Raw genomic sequence first — 20477 nt, 5'->3', positions numbered from 1 at the left:
GCAATGAATGAGAATTCTATTTAATATCATTTTTTCTGCCATCCTCGCAATAGGTCTGGTAGGATTTTGGGCTCTATTCCTCAACTTGTGGAAGCCTAAAAAGAAATGGCCAGCCTGGGTGGGCTATATAATCATTATCGGTGCGTGGTTCGCGGCTATCCGATACTATATACTCAATCAAGTGGATTTATATGGTACGATGTACTATCCTTTGATGAATATGTTCCGTACTGAAAGCTACGGATTCCTCTTTGGTGTATTCCTAGCGATTCCTGTATTTATCATACTTAGTCTATTATATTGGACAATCAATAAGATTTGGAGCAAAACACCAGAGGAAAATAGAACAGGCCGTCGCGCCTTCTTTAGAACTGCTGCAACTATAGTGCCGTTGGCTACTATTGGTGGCTCTAGCTATGCTGCCTTTGCGGGTCAACAAGAGGTAGTGGTAACTCATGAAAGCTTTGGCTACACGAACCTACCACCTGGTTTGAAAAACTATAAAATTGTTCAACTTAGTGATATTCATATAGGACCGAGTATCGACTTAGATGACTTTGATGAAATCCTAAAACTAGCGCTTTTACAAAAGCCTAATCGCGTTGTCATCACTGGCGACCTCATTGATAAGCTTGCATGGTTACCGCAAGTCTGTGAAAGACTGACAACATTTGCAAAACAAATCCCAGATGGGGTTGACTTTATCTTGGGAAATCACGAGTATCATCACGATGTAAATAAGGTACTTGACGCACTTAAACGAAATACACCTATGAATATTCTCGTGAATAGTAATATTCAAATCATGGGCGGCAAACAACCTGTATATATTGCGGGCGTTGCGTACGATAACGATCGTAAAAAGGACAACCGGGAAGCCATGATTAACAAAGCTTTATCTGGAATTCCAGACTATGCCTTTGTTATTCTATTGGCTCATCACCCTGAATTCTTCGAAGAATCTATTGAACGAAAGATTCCGTTGACTCTATCTGGACATACCCATGGAGGTCAAATCGTATTCATGGGTATGCCGTTAGTACCAACAGGCACACCATATACAAAAGGTCGCTATGTAGAAGAACAAAGCGTATGCTACGTTAATAATGGTACAGGACACTGGTTCCCAATCCGTATCAACTGTCCACGAGAAATTACGGTTATTACATTCTTTGATGGAGTGGCTTAGTTTGAAAGACAAACTCACTATAGGTATACATTAATGTATATTAAATCCTTTATATATAAAATCCTTATATGTATTATTCTGCTTATGCTATTTGATATCTCTCTAATCTACGATATGACAGCGGATATATATAAGAGATATCTCAAAATAGCAATACTAGTGGCAATTGGATGCCATTTAGACTTATATCTGGAACTCAGTAAACAAGAAATACTGCTAATACAGGCGTTTAAGGATGATACATTTAACGAGACCTATGAACTGTTAAATACAAAACAGGCTATTTTCATTATATTCTTGGTTGTGTTAATGACTATAAATATTATGAAATATTAGAAGACCATAGGGGATAAACTAGAAGAGGTACTGTATTTTAGATACAATACCTCTTTTTATTATATGAATTTATATAATAATTGTGATATATTAGAGTTAAAATTTTTAGTTGTGTTGTGAAAATATAGTTTTTATGTTGGGAGTAATTATATATTTCTAAAAATATATAATTATTTTGTGCGAGGCTTAGTACTTTTTTTACTTATATGTATTCCATATAGTCTTGTCACAAATCCAGAGTTGATTGAAGATGAATTAGACTTTTATTTCTTTGTTATTGCATATGTCATAACACTTTTGTTTTATGTGGTATGGAACTATATTTATAACTATTTAAGACGTAAAAGAGGGTAGCATTTGTGCACATTCATTTACCATTAGTTCTGAAATCTATCTTTTTTCGGTGATTGTTTTATATTGGCTTATATAAAATACTGTTAAAAAACTTTCACCATTATTGGTATCTATATGATAATTAAAAGTATGAAACAGTTTTTAGTTGATGAATTTTGTAAGTTTAAGATTGAAGTAATAGCGTTAATTCAATATGTAAGGAAGCTTAAAACACTTACGATGAATGTACAAACTTATCTTTCAATAAATATTTTAGTTTTCTTGGGCATAGAAGCAAATATTTTCATGCTTTCTCTTCCTTTTGATAGAATATATAATCAAGAATACTATAATATGTTATTTTATGTAGGGCATACTCTTTATATTCTTTTTGTTTTTATTACAAATTACATGCGGTTGAATTATTATAAAAAGGCTTCTCTTAATTGGCTTAATGTTATTATAATGATTTCTTTAGTAATGGTTTTACTTTTGGGTAAAAGTATTACTATTTCTAGTTCTAATTTTAGCTTTAGAGGCACTACTGATTATATATTGGGGAATGAGGTACTATGGAGCGTAGATACACCTGAGATGTTCTTTCCTTTTCTGATGGGGCTGATACTATTTGGGGCATTTGGAATCGATAAATTGTGGTCTGCTCATAATACTATTGAAACTAATGGGATTATTTTTGATAATAAAGTTATTGATGTGTGGTGGGGCAATAGAAATGATTTAACCGATGGGCAAATTAAGACCTTAAAGTTATATTATAGTCGACAGGAGTCCTACCCTTTTTGGATTGATATCTATAAAAGTATTTTAATAGATAGTTTATGGTTTTATGGACGCAGTACTGTTCGTCAGTGGCATATGTTTAATGTGTTTTTAGCTTTTATTATGTATAATTTTGTTGTAACTTATACTATTGAGCCCTCCATTCTAAGATATACTTTATACATTTATCTTACATATACTGTAATTACTATGATATGTAGACGCTTGATGGATACCAATAGTAGTATTTTTTGGCTTATTTGCTTATTTGTACCTTTAGTTAATATATATGTGCTGTATTTACTATATAATAAAACATCTGCATTATATGATCAGGAAAGTAACTCTATTTTTTATTATCCTTTATAACTAATTAACCTCTGCTATGATAGTATCCTAGCAGGGGTTATTGTATTTATTTATAAAATCCAGAGTTTAAATTAGAAATATCATTATTTCTAATGTTAAAATAAAAATGAAATATATGTTGCTCTTATCTTTGAGAAGAGTAAAGTACATTGTTTATTAAAGTATGATTATTATTGTATGTGCTGTAGATTTTTAGTAAAAATCAAAATTAGTGAGAGAAAATGAATAAACTAGAAGAGATAAGAGGTTATCTAGACATGAATGAAGAGATTGAATTTAGGTATAACGGTTTAGAGTGCTTTGTGACTCCAAATAATGTTGTTTGGGAATTTTGGATTAATGATGAATGTGTTATTAAAGAGCCAGATTTAGACACTTTTTTAATGATACCTTGCTTAGAAGGTCACACAATTAGCGATATTTTTGCCAATGAGTTATATGATGAGAAATCTCTGTACATTTTTTAAACCTTTAGAGAAAGTATTATATGTGTAATTGGTTTATATTCGATTAAGCAAATGACTTGAAAATGCCAAGCGTACTAATTAGTCTGTTGCGTTTAATATCAGTATTTATAAGGTGATCGGTAGATCCTTAAGGATAAGTATGTTTGACTAGAAAAATTAGGAAGGAGTAAACATCAATGAGTGGTTCAGATGTTTCTTTATATGACGAAGTTATTGAAGGCTTGAGATGTAACAGGGAGTTAGAACTATATTATAATGATTCTACATATGGGATTGTTACTTATGGTGCATTATGGCAACTATGGAAAAATAAGGATCTTTTAGATGAATGTAATGATTTTTTACCGTTATTAGAAAATCCAATAATAAATGGTAGGAGTTTAAAAGATATTATAAAGACGAAAGATTGTGGACTACTTTTAATGTAAAAATGATTGAATTATAATCTAATAAAACTATAGAAGGAATATAGATGATAGACTTAGAACCTATTAAACAGATAAAAAGTCCAAGTTTAGAAAATGTTATAATTTTTGCTTTGCGATGTGTAAATTATATGATTATAAATGATAAACTTAATGGTTTCATTGTTATGGACCTGGCGTGGAAAGAAGTTAATACCTATTCTTAATAATATTAAGGAATTCTATTTTTATCAATTATATAAATTTAGTGATGACATAATTTTAATGCGTACCAATAAAGGGGTAGTATCTTTGTCATTGATTGATTATTCTGTTCGTATTATAGATGAAATAGCAGACTATGATGAAAAATTTGCATATTTTGTTTATGAAAGTGAAATAAAAGAGTCCTTTCTTCATAATGGAAAATTAGTATGCTTGGATACAAATAATATTACGATATTAGATAATCTAAAAAAGATTCAGATTCAAAACCCTATTTCTGTTCCGTATTTTGACATATCTGTGACTGATAAATATGGTTTAGCTGTTGCAGAGAATCAATTACAGATTTTTAATCTCAATGGAGATATAAAAAGCAAGATATTATCATATAAAAGACCATGGTATGGTGGGAGAGCTGATATAGTTGAAAAAGATGATGGACTTCATCTATATGTTATAAGTCGTAATGATTTGGACGAATTAACAAGTCTTTCAGAATATGTAATTCCATTTGACAAGACGCCTAGTTATGTAATTTTATTATAAGCTTTATACGACTTATTAAAGGTGAGATTTGATTTAGATATTTTGTAACTCTACGTTTAGAATAATTGCCTAACTAAAAGAAGGACTGTAAACGAATGCTTTAAAGTAGTATTTCGTTTACAGTCCCTTTTATATTCCGTTCATTTGAGGTATGAGAGGATGTTACAGATATGTCATAGAGGTGAGAGATTTTATTTCATGCGAACTGCTTCGGCAAATTCGTCTTCGGTCATGAGTTTTTCTTCCAAGATGATTTCTTTAATAGAGCAACCGCGTTTGTACGCTTCTTTTACCACCTTAGCGCTCTTGTCGTAGCCAATATATGGTGTTAAGGATGTAGCAATCATGAGAGATTGTTCTACGAAGAAGTTGAGTTTTTCAGGTACAAATTCTACGCCGTCGATGCAGTGTGTTGTGAAAGAGTTCATAGCGTCTGCGAGGAGGCGACAGCTTTCAACAAAGTCATAGATCATGATAGGCATGTATACGTTCAATTGGAACGCACCGCTACCTGCACAGAGCGTCATAGTTGTATTGTGGCCGAATACTTGGGCGCATACCATGGTCAAAGCTTCACATTGAGTAGGATTTACCTTGCCTGGCATGATGGAGGAGCCCGGTTCGTTTTCAGGAAGATGCCATTCGCCGTAGCCACAGCGAGGGCCAGAGCCTAAGAAGCGCACATCGTTAGCGATTTTGAATAGGGTAGTCGCTAATGTGTTAAGTGCACCGTGAGCCATCATAAATGCATCTTTGAGAGCAAGTCCTTGGAATTTGTTATTCTTAACACGGAATGGAGCGCCTGTTACCTCTGGCAATACAGTTTCCATAACGTCTAGATAGCCTTTAGGCGTGTTCACACCTGTACCAACCGCAGTACCACCGAGTGCTACGTCGAGGAGGTGGTCAGCATTTTGAAGGAGCATAGTTTTGGCAGTTTTTAGGCCGTCCACAAAGGCGCTAATTTCTTGGTCTACCATGATGAAAGTAGCATCTTGTAGGTGGGTACGACCAACTTTTTGCAATCCTTTTCCTTTTTTTTGCAATTTTTCAAAGGATCCGATAAGGCCGTCCAATGCAGGAATTACGCGTTTTGTAATTTCAAAGTATGCACAGATATGCATTGCCGTAGGGAATGTATCGTTTGTACTTTGACCGCGGTTTACATCGTCGTTAGGATGAAGCGGATTGGATTCATCTAACTGTTTAGCTCGGTGAGCGATTACCTCGTTCACATTCATGTTAGTTTGTGTGCCGGAACCTGTTTGGAATACGGTTAACGGAAATTCATCATCCCATTTTCCGTCCACGATCTCATCTACTACTTGAGCGATGAGTTTCGCTTTTTCCTCAGTTACTGCGCCACACTTTGCATTGGTTAAAGCACATGCTTTTTTTACAAGCGCAAGCGCCTTGATTTGTTCAATAGGGATGCGGTGGTCACCGATTTTAAAATTATTGAACGAGCGTTGCGTTTGAGGTCCGTAAATTCGTCTAGCGTCGACTTCGACTGGTCCCATTGAATCATATTCAATTCTTGTTTCCATAATGTTTACAACCTCCTTAAAAGACATGCCGACCCTACTGTCGGTACTTTAATTATATAAAATCCTGTATATTTGTACAGAATAAAAGAGAATGATTTCTATTTTCATATAATTGATAGGTGTATATGCATAATGCGCATATACACCTATCTCCTCCCTACAATATATATGTGATGATTTATATTTAATTTGTATATATGTTTTATATAATGCTGATCTGAGAGGGAGAAGGCGATAGCCCAAAAACGACTTAGCGGCCCCGCGAAGCGGGGTGGGTGGCTTTGGAGGCTTTTGGGCTATTGCCTTTCCCATAGCTCAAGGGTTGGAGAAAATATGTATACATTATAAATATCGCATATATATTGAAATCATCGCTTTAACACGATAAAATGGAAGTAGCTTAGTATATTGTTTTAAGTTTATGATTTCACAGAGGAGGTAAGTACTTATGAAACATGACTTTACGAGCCATGACCTTCATCTGCCGGAACTGACGTTACGTGGGATGCTACTTGGTGCATTGATTACTGTTATTTTTACAGCATCTAACGTATATCTCGGTTTGAAGGTAGGTTTGACGTTCTCGTCATCCATTCCGGCAGCTATTATTTCAATGGCAATTTTACGGTTCTTCAAGGATTCTAATGTTCTTGAAAATAACATGGTACAAACGCAGGCTTCTGCGGCTGGTACATTGTCCGCCATTATCTTTATTTTGCCAGGTTTACTCATGCTTGGGTATTGGAATGGCTTTCCATTCTGGCAAACATTCTTGCTCTGTGCCTGTGGTGGTTCTCTAGGTGTATTATTCACCATTCCATTGCGTCGTGCCATGGTAGTGAATAGCGATCTACCATATCCTGAAGGCCGTGCAGCAGCAGAAATTTTGAAGGTTGGATCTCACAATGGTGAACAAGGCCCTCAATCTAGCTCCGGTATGACAGACATTGTGTCCGGTGGCTTTGTAGCTGGTCTTATTAGCCTTTGTGCAAATGGTTTCAAAGTACTTGGTGATAGCATGAGCTTCTGGATTCCTGTAGGTAGCAAAGGTATTACTCAAATTCCTTTGGGCTTCTCTACAGCGTTGTTAGGTGCTGGTTACCTTATCGGTATCGCTTCTGGTATCGCTATCCTCGTCGGTGTACTCATCGCATGGGCTGGCTTCGTGCCTTACTTCACTAACATGTTTGCTCCAGATGGCGGTGCTACTGCTAAGTTTGCGATGGCTATTTGGAAATCTAAAGTTCGTTTCATCGGTGCTGGTGCTATTGGTATTGCTGCGATTTGGACTTTGATTACCTTAATCAAACCTATCATCGAAGGTATGAAAATTTCTGTTAAATCCATGAATAGCAGCTCCGCAGAACGTGAATTGCATCGTATGGATACAGATATGAGTACAAAATCCGTTTTAGGTGTATTCATACTTATTCTTATTGGCTTAGTATTTACATTCTGGGATTTCGTATCTGTTGTACCTATTAGTGCAGGTTTAATGTGGACACTCGTTGTAGTAGGTATCGTAGTAGCTTTATCGATTGGCTTCTTCGTAGCTGCAGCATGTGGCTATATGGCAGGCCTTATCGGTACATCTGCTTCTCCAATTTCTGGTATCGGTATTTTAGCGACTATTATTTCTTCCTTAGTTGTATACTTTATCGCAGCGGAAAATAATTTATTTGCTACACAAGAAGGTGTTCAGTTCGCTACCGCTATGGCTATCTTTATGACATCCGTAGTTATTGCGATTGCATCTATTTCTAATGATAATTTACAAGATTTGAAAACTGGCCAACTCGTTGGTGCTACACCTTGGCGTCAACAAATTGCCTTGTTACTTGGTTCTGTAGCCGGTGCCATTGCAATTGCTCCAGTTCTTAACTTGCTTTACCAAGCATACGGTTTCACAGGTGCGTTACCACGTGCTGAAATGGATCCAAACGCTGCATTATCTGCTCCTCAAGCGACTTTGATGACTACCATTGCACAAGGTATCTTCAACTCTAGCATGGATTGGGACTATATCTTAATCGGTGTTGGCGTTGGTGTTGTGGCGATTATCGTCAACTTGATTCTCAAGAGCACAACTGCAACCTTAACATTGCCTCCGTTGGCTGTTGGTATGGGTATTTATTTACCACCTACTTTAGAAGTACCGCTTATTATTGGTTCTTTCATCAGCTACTTCGTAGGTCGTTATCTTGTAGCTCGTGCTAAAATGCGTGCCGGTGAGCTTGCTGACTACGATGTAGAGCAATCCAATCGCCGCGGTGTTCTCTTTGCTTCTGGTCTGATCGTTGGTGAAAGCTTGATTGGTGTAATCATAGCTGTTATTATTGTATTGTCTGTTACAACTGGTGGTGGGGAAGCTCCACTTGAATTAGTAGGTCCTGAATTTGAAAGCACAGCACAATGGTTAGGATTGCTTGCATTCATATTCGCTGGTCTCTATCTTGTTCGCCGTGTTGTTACACACAAGTTCAATAAAGAAGAAGCTCTTGCTATGAAAGCTGAGCAAGAACAATAAGAGGTTAAACAATGAAATTAAAACAGTCTGTACTCATCATTATGGCTGCTGCATTGCCAGTAGTCTCCTTCGCAGCAAGCGAAGTAATACCTGTAACGCAAGATACTGTAAATGTACAAGCAAATCAAACAAATGCGAAACGTGTAAATCGTAATGATTTAACATATCGTATTTCTAGTACTGCTACACCTGAGCAGAATCGTGCGTTGCGCTCTAAAGCGTCTAAAGTAGATCGTAATGCAGTTGAAGTGGTAGCTCCAAATGCGGACCGTTATATGGATCGCAAAGAGGTTGCTGTATCACCTGTGGAATCTACTACAGATCATTTGGATTTAGTATTCCCAGAGGTTAAATCTGTTAGCCCTGCGGTAGAAAAAGCAATCAATACGACCATCAAAAAGTATGTTTCTAAAATACAAAATGATGTAGAAAAGTTAAATGCTAAAGAATCTGATAAAACAAATGTAGTTATGTACTATGATGTTAAAACAGATAAAAACGGTATTTTCAGCGTATTGATTCACACATATACTATGCGTGATCATGATGCCAATGGTGTAAACTATGTAAAAGGTTTCACATTTAACACTACAACAGGTCGCCAATTATCCTTGTACGATCTTGGTGGTCTTAATAAAAAAGAGTTGGTAAATGCGATTAATAATAATCAAGATGTGAAAGATAAATTAGGTGGCGATGTAAATATCGATAAAATGCCTACTGAATTCTACACAACAGATGATTATTCCGTTGTAATGATTTTGCAACAAGATGTGGATTCAATCCATAGCGCAGGTACGGTATATGTACCAGTTGGTATCTTGCGTGACCGCGAAAATGATGTAACAAAAAAATAATCGAACTGTGTAAATTCGATTATGTGTGTATAGTAACAGCTGTTTAATTGTGAAAAGAACCGCTCCTAAGGGGGCGGTTCTTTTTTGTCTATGTTATTGTTTGTCGTTATAATAGTTTACGCGCGGTGGTAATGGGAATTGAATGTTTCCGTCTGACTTTGTAAGCGGTTCTGGTGGTAATTGTAAGAATACATTATCATGGAATTTCTTTTTAAATGCTTTCAACGTCGATTTTTGAATAGAATCAACGGTAATGAGAAGGGCACTAGTATCAGTATTTGGGGAAATGGAAAGAATCTTTCCTTGAGGTTCTTTTTGTTGGTAAAGGGCGATGGCATCGGATTGATACTCCTCTAGTTGGGCCTGATTTAATTTACCCTTTGATACGACTACAATCCTATCTAGCTGTGGATCATGAGCCTCTGTAATCGCTTTGGAAACAAGGTCAGTTTTCTTTTGATCCGTTAAAGATGCATGTAATTGGCCTGCCTCCCAGAATAGAGCTCCGTCTTGACGGAATTTGGTGAAATCATTGCCATAGCCTAATGCTTTGTCGATGATATTAGCTGTTTTGTTTTCTACTTGTTGCTTGAACAATGTATTGTGGAAGGCAAGTGCTTGTTCTGTTTGTGTCATGCGGTACGCAATTTCCGCTGCTTCTGCACGAGTTACATATTTTTCAGGGTTAAACAATGTACCTGGAGCGTAGTTTGTGAACCCAAGATAGGCAAGCTCGCGAACGGCATCTTGTGCCCAAGGAGCTACAAATTTTTGGTCCCCATAGGCTATATTATCAAGAACTGTTGGGTCTTCAGTGGTATATCCTAAGTAATGGATATAGTTATCTGCTACTACCGCAAACTCTTGACGGGACATATATTTCTCAGGTTTATAAGTGTCATCACCATAGCCGCTGATGATATTCTTGCGAGCTACAGATTCAATAGCAAGAGCAGACCAACGGTCAGATGTAATATCTTTAAATTTACTTGATAAAAAGGCGGCCGTACCATCATCCGTAATATTGTTGAAGAGCGCTGCTACTTCTTCACGTGTCATAGGTTGGTTAGGTCGGAATGTACCATCAGAATACCCTTTCATTAGGTTTGCTTTTGTTACAGTGCTAATCGAGTTAGCTGCCCAAAAATCACTAGGCACATCTGTAAAGATGTGGGCGCGGATTTTTTGAATATCTTGAGGTGTACCGATAGAGGTGTTTACAATTGCAGGTGATGCGGTATTAGTAGATTTAACGTTAGCCGCTTCTGTTTTAGTAGTCTCCATCTTCGTAGCATCTGTTTTAGCCATTGGTGCTTTAGTTGTTTCCATTTTAGTGGCTTCAACAGTAGTTGCAGGAGCATGAGTTGTAGTGGTTGTGTTTGCAGAAGCAAAACCAAGGCCTGTTGTAGTCAATAATGTGCCGAGTACGAGGGCACGTAATGCGTGAGGGGTATTCTTGTACATAAAAATCCTTCCTAATCATGGTAAAGGCTAGTGCTTGATAGCCGTAGAATATAAACTTTCACCAGCATAAAAAGTTATATCCGTCGCATCATAGTCAATTAGTTGGCATGCATAGTGATATACAACAAAGCAGCGTAGTACTGTCGAGTATACGCTGCCTTGGCTGGTTAAGTGTAACGCCGATTAGCGTTTTACTGTCATTTTTACTTTGGAACCGAATAATTTAGAGATTCCTTGTTGTGTTTCTTTAGATGCTGTAGATACAACTGCGTAAAGTTGGTTATTTTCTACATCAGGGAATGTAGCTAGAATTGTACCTGCTTTTTCATTTTTGTTGTAGTAGTTGCGGAAGTTTGTATCGATTGCATCGTATTCAGCTTGGCTGTATTGGGAGGATTCAACTACAACATAGTTATTTACAGTAGAATCACCACGGTTTGCAAGGTTAGCTTTTACTGTGGAAATATCGCTGTCTGTTTTCAAAGCTACGTGTAATTGATTGTCACGCCAGTACATTACGCCATAATTTTGGAATGCATCTTCTGTTTTATAAGTTTTATTTAATTCAGAAAATACTTTGTCTTCTAATGCAGCTTGTTGTTTTTGATCAAGTGCTTTTAGTGTGCTGCGACGAACAGGGCGAACGGCACGAGTCGGTTCAGCTTTTTCAACTACTGCAGCATCTTTATTGCCTTTTAGGTCTTTTTCAACTTTTTTTGCATCAGATTTTACAGCTTTATCAGCTTTAGCTACATCTTTTTTAGCGTCTTTACTTACTTTAGATGTATCTTTCTCTAATGCTGTATCAGCTTTTTTGGTATCTTCTTTTACAGCCATTTCTGCTTTAGCTTCTGTAGTAGTATGCTTTGGTGTAGCAAGGCCAGCACCATTAAGCATACGATTTAAGATTGTTGCCGCTTGTGCTCTTGTTACAGGTTGTTTAGGGTTAAAGTTTTCTGTTGCCCCAGATGCTACGATGCCTCGTTGTGCCATGTATTGGATATCTGCCAAGTAAGCAGAGGAGATACTAGCTTCGTCCTTGAATGTTACTTTTTCTGCTTTTACAGGTGTAGAAAGATTCAATTTTTTAGCTAGACTAGCAGCAGATGCAACGAATTGTTCGCGGTCCATAGTTTTGCTAGGTGTGAAAGCTGTTTTAGATGTGCCGTCCATTACGCCTGCAGCACTAACTAATTTGATAGCAGGGCTAGACCAACGATCTGCTTCCACGTCAGAGTAGGAGGTAGAGGATTCTTTTGTTGCAATCTCTGCTAATTCTTGTTCGTTTAAGTTGTGTTGTAGCACTTTGCCATAAATAGCAGCTGCTTGTTCACGAGTAATTTGTGCACTAGGTTTGAATGTATTATCAGCATAACCAGAAAGGTAACCAGCTTGTGTCATTGCTTGGATAGCATCGCGAGCCCAGTTATCTTTTGTGTCAGGGTATACACCAGTAGGTAAGTTTTCTTTAGTTTTTACAACTTTTTTACCTTCTACCTTTGCAGCATCTTCTTTTACATCATTTTTTACGGAAGTATCAATGCGTTTAACGTCATTTTTTACAGAAGTATCAACGCGTTTAGCATCGTTTTTTACGGATGTATCAGTGCGTTTAGCAGCGTTTTTAGCGGATGCATCAGCATGTTTTGCATCACGTTTTACAACTGTGCTACCATGTTTAGCATCATTTTTGACGGATGTATCAATACGTTTAGCATCGTTTTTAACAGATGTATCAACACGGTGTTCATCCGCTTTAGCAGATACCTCAGCTCTAGTAGCCACATTAGATACTTCAGATTTTATATGAGTCGCAGTTGTTTCAGCGTGAGCCATGCTGAATGTAGAACCAAGGGCCAATGTAATTGCTAAAGACAAAGATAATTTATTTAGTTTCATGAAAAGGGCTCCTTTCAAACTATACTTATATAAAATAAATTATAACACTTTTTAAATTTATACACTACTATAAGAAAATGTAATCTATAAGGATAAAACTTACATGAATTTGAAAATTTGAGTACCATTATATAAATATAGAATGAAATATAGATAAAAGTTGATTTTCTAGTAGTTAAAAATGCAAAATGATAAACATTCGCAAAATCTAGATTTTATGGGGCTTTTACAAGAAAAAATGATAAATGAAATAATAGATGTGATAAAATTCAATGTTTGTTATTACAAAAAGTCATAACGATATAAGAAATAAAAGGGTACATACGAATATAGCAATTCTTTGGACAATATCTACATGATTAATTTATAATTATAGCGATGAGCTTTTGAATATTTATTTGAAAGCATAAGTAATGTTCAGGGCAGAAATTTAGTCGAAAAATTCACTACTAAAAATTGCCATAACACATACATATCAAAATTTTTTATTAGGTTAAGTACTAGAAAAGACGAGGAAGATAATATGAAAATTCATCTTTTCCAACAGTGTTTGATTGACATGTTCTACCCTCATGTAGGTATGGCTGGTGTAGAAGTACTTGAAAGATTAGGTTGTGAGCTTGTAGTACCTAAGAAACAAGTATGCTGTGGACAAATGTTCACTAACTCCGGTTATAATGACGCGGCTATGGACGCAATTAAGAATACAATCGAATGCTTTGAGAACGCTGAATATGTAGTCAGCATGTCCGGTTCTTGCGCTTTTGCAATCCGCGATGAATATCATCATTTCTTAAAAGATCAACCAGAGTGGTTGGCGCGCGCAGAAAGATTGAGTGGTAAAATTTACGAATTCACTCAATTTATTACTGACGTATTAGGTGTTGAAGATGTAGGGGCTCGTTTTAACGAATCCGTTACATACCATACATCTTGCCACGTAACTCGTTTGATGGGCATTAAAGAGCCTCCTTTCAAACTCCTTAAAAACGTTAAAGATATCAACTTGATTGAATTACCACGTGCAGATCGTTGCTGTGGTTTCGGCGGTACTTTCTCAGTTAAAAACCCTGAAATCAGTGAAGTTATGACACGCGAAAAAGCATTGGAAATTGCTGGCACAGGTGCCAACGTTATCTCCGGTTCTGACCAAGCGTGCTTAATGAACATCGCTGGTATGCTTGATCGTCTTCATAAAGAAGGCGAAATTGATCGCCGTATCAAAGTTATGCATATTGCTGAAATCTTAAACTGCCGTTAAGGAGGAGACGACATGGCACTTATATATGACAATCGCCCCTATAAAACACGTATAAAAGAATGTTTGGCTGACGATTTCAAAGTTGCAGCTATTAAAAAAGCACAAGACGTGTTTTATGATAAACGTAATACAGTAGTTGCGGATGTTCCTGAATGGTTAGATTTCCGCGCTGAAGCGGCTAAAATTCGCGATCACGTACTTAACAACTTGGATTACTATGTAAGTCAATTTGCTGACAACGCTGAAAAAGCTGGTTCTAAAGTTCACTTTGCTTTCGATGACAAAGAAGCTACTCAAATTGCATTAGATATCCTTCGCCAACGCGAAGCAAAAATGATCGTTAAATCCAAAACTATCTTAACTGAAGAAATTGGTTTGAACGAAGTTTTGGAAGAGGCTGGTATTGAAGTTAACGAAACTGACTTGGCTGAATTTATTTTGCAAACTGCAGTAAGTCCTCCATCTCACATCGTAGTACCAGGTCTTCATTTTGAACGTAACAAAATCCGCGAAATTTTCGCTGAAAAATTAGGTTATACAGGAACTGAAAACCCTACGGAAATGACTCACTTTGTACGTGGTTATGTACGTGAGCGTTTCTTAAAAGCTGATGTAGGTGTTAATGGTTGTAACTTTGCAGTTGCTGAATCTGGTACATGTACAATCGTTTCCAACGAAGGTAACGGTCGTATGGCTAGTTCTATTCCTAAGACTCAATTAATTTTCTTAGGTACAGAACGTATTGTTCCTGATTTCAAAGCTCTTGATGTTATGATGGAAATGTTGAACCGTTCTGCAGTAGGTTCTAAGATTTCTAACTACTTCTCCATGATGACTGGTCCTGCGCGTCCTGGTGAAGCTGATGGTCCTGAAGAAACTCATATCATCATTATTGATAACGGTCGTTCTGGCATCTTGGGTGGTACATTCCAAGAAATGCTACGTTGTATCCGTTGTGGTGCATGTATGAATATCTGTCCTGTATACCGTCACGTTTCCGGTCATGGATATGGTTCTGTATATCCAGGTCCAATGGGTGCTGTATTGACTCCATTATTCAAAGGTTACGATGTAGCCGGCGATCTTCCATATGCTTCTACATTATGCGGTGCATGTACAGAAAACTGTCCAGTAGCTATTCCATTGCATGAATTGTTGATGGAGCACCGTCATATCATGGCTGATATTGAAAAGACTCGTCCAAAAGCAGAAGAAGCTATCTTCACAGCAGCTGCTAAGATGTTCGGTAATGCAACATTATTTGATCTTGGCACAAAAGCTGGTGCTATCGGTATGAACTTAATTAGTAATAAAGAAGGTAACATGCCTGAATGGACTCAAGCTATTCCAGTTATGAACGGTTGGACTAAGTCTAAAGAGTTGGGTTCCTTGAAATTCAAGAAATTCCGTGATTTATATGCTGAACATGAAAAGAACAAGAAGAAGGAGAAAAAATAATGGATGTAGCTAAACGTAATCAATTTATTGCACGTTTATCTCGTGCATTAGGCCGTGATCAAGAAATGTGCCCTGCTTTTGTAGAAGGCTTTGATTATAGCCATGGTCCTCAAGAAACTATGTTCCAAGATTTGAGTCGCGATCAAATTTTGACAATGTTTAAGGAACAATGTCAACGTGTTGGTACAAAATTTGTTGAAACTACACCTGACAAACTAGGTGAAACAATTTTTGCAGCTATCGAAGACTGGGGAAACGGTAAAATTGTATTCCCAAGCTCTCCTGAAGTAGAAGAATATAAATTAAAAGAATTGTTCGAACAAGATGCAGCTAATAATGGTGGCACTCGTACATACTTCCAATGGGATCCAGCTAAAGGTCGTGAAGAATGTATTTCTAATACTGCTAATGCTGATATTGGTATTACATTCCCATACTGCGGTATTGCGGAGACTGCTACTGTAGTACAAGCTTCTGGTGAGGACTCTGGCCGTGCGATTAGCTTGTTGCCTACAACACATATTGCTGTGTTGTATACTGATACAATCAACCCTCGTATGACACAAACAATGGAACATTTGGCTGAACGGTATCACAACGATCCAGCTAAGTTCCCTACAAATATCTGCTTGATTTCTGGTCCGTCCCGTACGGCGGATATCGAATTGGTAACTGTAGATGGTGCTCATGGTCCTATCCAAGTAACCTATATCTTAGTTAACAGATAATATAATAGCTAGATTTACTAAAGGCGATTTTCTTCTGGAAAATCGCCTTTTTGGTGTATATATTACAGAATACATTAAATGTTACCAAAAATTAAATATTATACTTGTATTTTTTTCGATATATGCTATACTAAGTTCATAACCTATTATTGTGATATGAATTAAAGAGGTGTATTATGAATATTCCATTCTTTACAGATTACCTCATGTTAAGCAATCCACTAAGTATTGGTATTATCGCGGTGTTCGTGCTCGTGTTAATTGGTATTTATGTATTGCAACGCAAGGGCACATCCTTCGGTAATCTTGTTATTATTGGTACTATTGCTGGTGCCGTACTTGGTATAGCGGTCCAAATTATTGCAGGCTTCCCTGATGATCCATCCAAAGTGGTTTACATCAAGGAAAGTACAAAGTGGTTCTCTCTCGTAGGGGGCGGTTTCATCGACTTAATCCGCATGCTTGTTATTCCTATCGTTTTTATCTCTATTGTTCACGTTATTTTGCACATGGAGGTAGGTGCTAACCTCAAAAAGTTAGTAGTTGCTATGATTTCTACAAATCTCGGCATGGTAGCTGTTGCTGCTATAGTCGGCCTAATTTTGGGGAATGCTTTCGGTTTAGGTCAAGGTTTTGATATTGTTGAATCTGGCAAGAAGATTCGTGAAATCAAACCTATGGTTGATACATTCCGAGCACTAATCCCTAGCAATCCAATTCAAGCGGCTGCTGAAACAAATGTTATCGGCATTGTCGTATTTGCAATTATCTTGGGTAGCGTAGCTCGTCTATTAAAACAAACAGGGACAAACTCTATGGAGGTATTCACAAAACTATTTGATGAACTTCACCAATTGATTTCCTGGGTAGCTGATTTCATCATTAGTCTTATGCCATATGGTGTAGTTGCTTTGTTAGCTTCTACATTGGCAACACGCGGTGTACAAGCTATTCTTGATATGGGCTTGTTCGTAGTATTGCTTTACGTTGGTCTTTTGATTATGTTTGTTGTACAAGCGATCTTGATTACTAGCTTTGGTTACAATCCGATTACATACTTCAAGAAAGCAAAAGCACCACTCTTATTGGCGTTTACTTCTCGTTCTTCGATGGGGGTATTGCCATTAACTGTAGAGACCTTGACAAAACGTCTTGGTGTAAATGCTACAACTGCTAATACAGTAGCTTCCTTCGGTACTACTGCGGGCATGCAAGGTTGTGCCGGCGTGTTCCCAGCACTTGTTGTGGTGTACATCTCTAATGTAGCCAATATTCCATTTGATATGACTATGTATATCATGAGTGTTATCGTTATTGCTATTGGTTCTGTTGGTATCGCAGGCGTGCCAGGTACGGCTACAATGGCGGCATCTGTATCCCTTAGTGGTACAGGCCTTGGAGCATACTTCACCTCCATTAGCCCAATTCTAGCTATCGATCCATTGATTGACATGGGACGTACATGTTTGAACGTATCTGGGTCCTTAACAAATGCTCTCGTAGTAGATAAAATTATGGGAACTATCGATAAAGACGCATACAATAATCCTAACGAAGGTCGAGTATAATAACTAGCAACACTTAATCATATAATTATTATAAAAAGGGGCTGTAGCTGAATGTGGTAAAACCACATTTGGTTACAGCCTCTTTTGCCTTTTTTTAAAAGTGATAATTATTACAGATTGTAAACTATATTATTAAGAATCGATATTGAAATTGTGAGCTTAGCTACTAACATACTTATGCATATATGGTATACTAAGCGTTATAAAGTTACGAATTATGCTTAATAAATATAAGCCAAGAGGGTAATAGTATGATTACACAAGAATTGAAAGATCGATTAATTGCAGATTATCCAAAGTTTGAGGATATGACACATAAGTTCTATAAGAAAGAACTATCTATTGCAGATTATAAAGGGCAGTCTGGTGCCTATGGTAGTTACGCTGAGCGCGGTGCAAATACTGGTATGAGCCGTTGGCGTTTCAATGGTGGCCACATGACGCGCGAGCACATGCAGTTTTTAGCGGACTCCATTCGTAAATATAACCTACAACATGTACATTTCACTACCGGTCAATGCTTACAAATGCACGGCCTCGATGGTGATACAATATTAAAGCTCTATAAGGAATGTTATGATCACGGTATTTACAACCGTGGTGCTGGTGGTGATAATCCCAATGTGGTGGCTAGTATTTTACGCGGCATTGATCCTCGTGAAACTCTAGATATTACGCCGTATGCAACAGCAATTAGCGAATTTCTTATGGAGCAAATGTTCTATATCAAGATTCCTCGTAAATTTAAAATGGGCATAGATAATGGTTTTGATAGTACCCCACATTCTACGTTCAAGGACCTAGGTTTTAACTTAACAAAACACAATACCTTTGATGTGTATGCTTGTGGCGGTATTGGTCCTAATCCTCGCATTGGTATTCCGGTGGCACATGATGTAGCGCCTGAGGATGTTTTGTACCATGTGAAAGCTATGCTTATGGTCTTTGCTAACCATGGTAACTTCAAAAACCGCGGTAAGGCTCGTACTCGTTACATGCCTGCTGAAATGGGTGGGGCGGAAGCTTTCATCAAAATCTATGAAGAAACCCTAGCTATGGTAAAAGAAGTAGAACACCTAACTATTAAGCCGGCTGATTATGCTTATGAAATTACAAAAACTGGTAAGCGTGATGATTCTGTGGAAAACTATCGTATTCATCGTCAAAAACAAGATGGTTTATACTATGTAGAATACCATCCGGCAGGTGGCGATGCGAACGTTGAACACTTGCTGGCGGCCCTTGACTATGCGGTGACACTTGATCAAGTTGAAGCACGTATTGCGCCAGACCAAGCATTGTTCTTCATCAATCTCACAGCTGATGAAGCACGCAAAATTGTGGAATTAACTGATGATAGCGCTAAAAATGATTTCCGCCGTTCCGTATCTTGTGTTGGTTCTACTATATGTCAGATTGGTATGCAAGACTCTAACGGTCTTTTGAAAGATATCTTCGCACACCTTGAAGAAAAGGGCATAGATACAAGAAAACTACCTCGTTTACATATATCTGGTTGCCCACACTCCTGTGGTACACACCAAATCGGCGAAATTGGTTTCCATGGTGCTGTAAAATTAGTAGATAAGAAACCTATGGTAGCATTTATCCTTGTAGACGGTGGCTCAGAACACATGGGCTCTGAAAACTTCGGTAAAATGGCCGGTAATATTGTAGCTACAAGAATTCCAGAATTTTTGGAATCTTTAGCAAATATTCTAAACGAATCCTCAGAACCAGACTTTGGGACCTGGAGACTTACGCATAAAGGGGACTACATGAATCTTATAAAAGCATTTGAGTAAATATGTAAAAGCATTTGCGTAAATATGTTTGGGTTGCTTGTGATGGGGCCCACTTAGATTGCGACAACTTAATAAATAATAAAAAGAGTTCCCTCTTTGCTCCGTTCTTCGCAAAGTCGCTGCATAGGGAACTCTTTTTATTATTTGAGCGTCTGCTATTAACCAGTCCCATCACAAGCTACATCTGATATTTACTCAATATGCTTTTATATGATGGGGGAAGCTTTTAGAAAACTAGGTATTTCTTTGCTCCGTCCTTCGTAAAGTCGCTGCAGAGGTACCCAGTTTCATTTTTATAACACCTGATGTAAATTAGTCCCATAGCAAAGCGACTTACCTTACTAATATACAGAGCGGCCCCATGACAAGCTACATTCGATATTTACTCAATATGCTTTTATAATTAGAGGAGCGGAGAGGCGAGAGCGGTTAAGTAGTTTTGACTGAATTTGCATCAAGACAAGCCAGTAGATTAGCCTCTGGCTAGTCCTTCCCATACGGTGGGCATGGCGCTACTACTATAAAGTTTATTATAATGTGTAAAATGATAGTGTTTTCTATGATTTATTTCAAGGTGTAATTGTAATGACTCTATATAAGTATTAGCTAGATTATTTACGCTTTTGGATGGGGCATCTTTATAAATACAGTGATAAAAAAGTAAGAATACGCTTGTGCAACGACTTTGCGAAGAACGGAGCAAGCAAGCGTATT

15 protein-coding genes are annotated in these 20477 nt (G+C 37.5%); 12 read left to right on the top strand and 3 right to left on the bottom strand.

The window, feature by feature from the left end; all coding sequences use genetic code 11:
* Window positions 1–7: 7 nt before the first annotated feature.
* From VPHSUH08_RS08230 to VPHSUH08_RS08200, 5 genes are all read left to right on the top strand, one after another.
* Complete coding sequence (locus tag VPHSUH08_RS08230) at window positions 8–1189, top strand: metallophosphoesterase (RefSeq protein WP_105087190.1); 1182 nt, start codon at window positions 8–10, stop codon at window positions 1187–1189.
* An 819-nt stretch (window positions 1190–2008) separates the two neighbouring features.
* A complete protein-coding gene (locus tag VPHSUH08_RS08215) occupies window positions 2009–3007 on the top strand; it encodes a DUF805 domain-containing protein (RefSeq protein ID WP_232054988.1) in 999 nt (332 codons plus the stop codon).
* Window positions 3008–3228: 221 nt separating this feature from the next.
* Window positions 3229–3474 (top strand): hypothetical protein, encoded by a 246-nt coding sequence (locus VPHSUH08_RS08210; RefSeq protein WP_232054987.1) that lies wholly within the window; start codon window positions 3229–3231, stop codon window positions 3472–3474.
* Window positions 3475–3650: 176 nt separating this feature from the next.
* Window positions 3651–3902 (top strand): hypothetical protein, encoded by a 252-nt coding sequence (locus tag VPHSUH08_RS08205; RefSeq protein WP_105087186.1) that lies wholly within the window; start codon window positions 3651–3653, stop codon window positions 3900–3902.
* 288 nt (window positions 3903–4190) lie between these two features.
* Window positions 4191–4649, top strand: coding sequence for a hypothetical protein (locus VPHSUH08_RS08200; protein ID WP_233189891.1), 459 nt, complete (start codon window positions 4191–4193; stop codon window positions 4647–4649).
* Window positions 4650–4840: 191 nt separating this feature from the next.
* Here VPHSUH08_RS08200 and VPHSUH08_RS08195 read toward each other — a convergent pair whose 3' ends face one another.
* Window positions 4841–6196, bottom strand: a complete 1356-nt coding sequence (locus VPHSUH08_RS08195) for a lyase family protein (protein ID WP_077707746.1) — start codon at window positions 6194–6196, stop codon at window positions 4841–4843.
* A gap of 448 nt (window positions 6197–6644) precedes the next feature.
* Here VPHSUH08_RS08195 and VPHSUH08_RS08190 point away from each other — a divergent pair, with 448 nt between their 5' ends.
* The gene (locus VPHSUH08_RS08190) at window positions 6645–8723 is read left to right on the top strand and encodes an OPT family oligopeptide transporter (protein WP_105087185.1); all 2079 of its coding nucleotides are present in this window, start codon (window positions 6645–6647) and stop codon (window positions 8721–8723) included.
* A gap of 11 nt (window positions 8724–8734) precedes the next feature.
* Complete coding sequence (locus VPHSUH08_RS08185) at window positions 8735–9580, top strand: hypothetical protein (RefSeq protein ID WP_004698216.1); 846 nt, start codon at window positions 8735–8737, stop codon at window positions 9578–9580.
* A gap of 93 nt (window positions 9581–9673) precedes the next feature.
* Here the strand turns inward: VPHSUH08_RS08185 and VPHSUH08_RS08180 are convergent, their stop codons facing one another.
* Window positions 9674–11044, bottom strand: a complete 1371-nt coding sequence (locus VPHSUH08_RS08180) for an S-layer homology domain-containing protein (protein WP_105087184.1) — start codon at window positions 11042–11044, stop codon at window positions 9674–9676.
* A 183-nt stretch (window positions 11045–11227) separates the two neighbouring features.
* Complete coding sequence (locus VPHSUH08_RS08175; RefSeq protein WP_105087183.1) at window positions 11228–12943, bottom strand: S-layer homology domain-containing protein; 1716 nt, start codon at window positions 12941–12943, stop codon at window positions 11228–11230.
* 523 nt (window positions 12944–13466) lie between these two features.
* Here VPHSUH08_RS08175 and VPHSUH08_RS08170 point away from each other — a divergent pair.
* From VPHSUH08_RS08170 to VPHSUH08_RS08150, 5 genes are all read left to right on the top strand, one after another.
* On the top strand, window positions 13467–14204 hold the full coding sequence (locus tag VPHSUH08_RS08170; RefSeq protein WP_004698263.1) for a (Fe-S)-binding protein: 738 nt from the start codon (window positions 13467–13469) through the stop codon (window positions 14202–14204).
* A 12-nt stretch (window positions 14205–14216) separates the two neighbouring features.
* Entirely contained in the window at window positions 14217–15662 is a 1446-nt protein-coding gene (locus tag VPHSUH08_RS08165) for a LutB/LldF family L-lactate oxidation iron-sulfur protein (protein ID WP_004694882.1), read from the top strand.
* A complete protein-coding gene (locus VPHSUH08_RS08160; protein WP_004698205.1) occupies window positions 15662–16390 on the top strand; it encodes a lactate utilization protein C in 729 nt (242 codons plus the stop codon). Before VPHSUH08_RS08165 ends, VPHSUH08_RS08160 begins: the two co-directional genes overlap by 1 nt.
* Window positions 16391–16566: 176 nt before the next feature.
* Window positions 16567–17958, top strand: a complete 1392-nt coding sequence (locus VPHSUH08_RS08155) for a cation:dicarboxylate symporter family transporter (protein WP_105087182.1) — start codon at window positions 16567–16569, stop codon at window positions 17956–17958.
* A gap of 251 nt (window positions 17959–18209) precedes the next feature.
* Window positions 18210–19763 carry a nitrite/sulfite reductase gene (locus VPHSUH08_RS08150; protein WP_105087181.1) on the top strand — a complete coding sequence of 518 codons (1554 nt, stop codon included), beginning with the start codon at window positions 18210–18212 and terminating at the stop codon, window positions 19761–19763.
* Window positions 19764–20477 lie beyond the last annotated feature (714 nt).

The organism is Veillonella sp. S13054-11 (assembly GCF_002959795.1).
GTDB lineage: Bacteria > Bacillota > Negativicutes > Veillonellales > Veillonellaceae > Veillonella > Veillonella parvula_E.
Note: the sequence above shows the minus strand (reverse complement) of the source record. Positions and strands in the feature narration are given on the sequence as shown.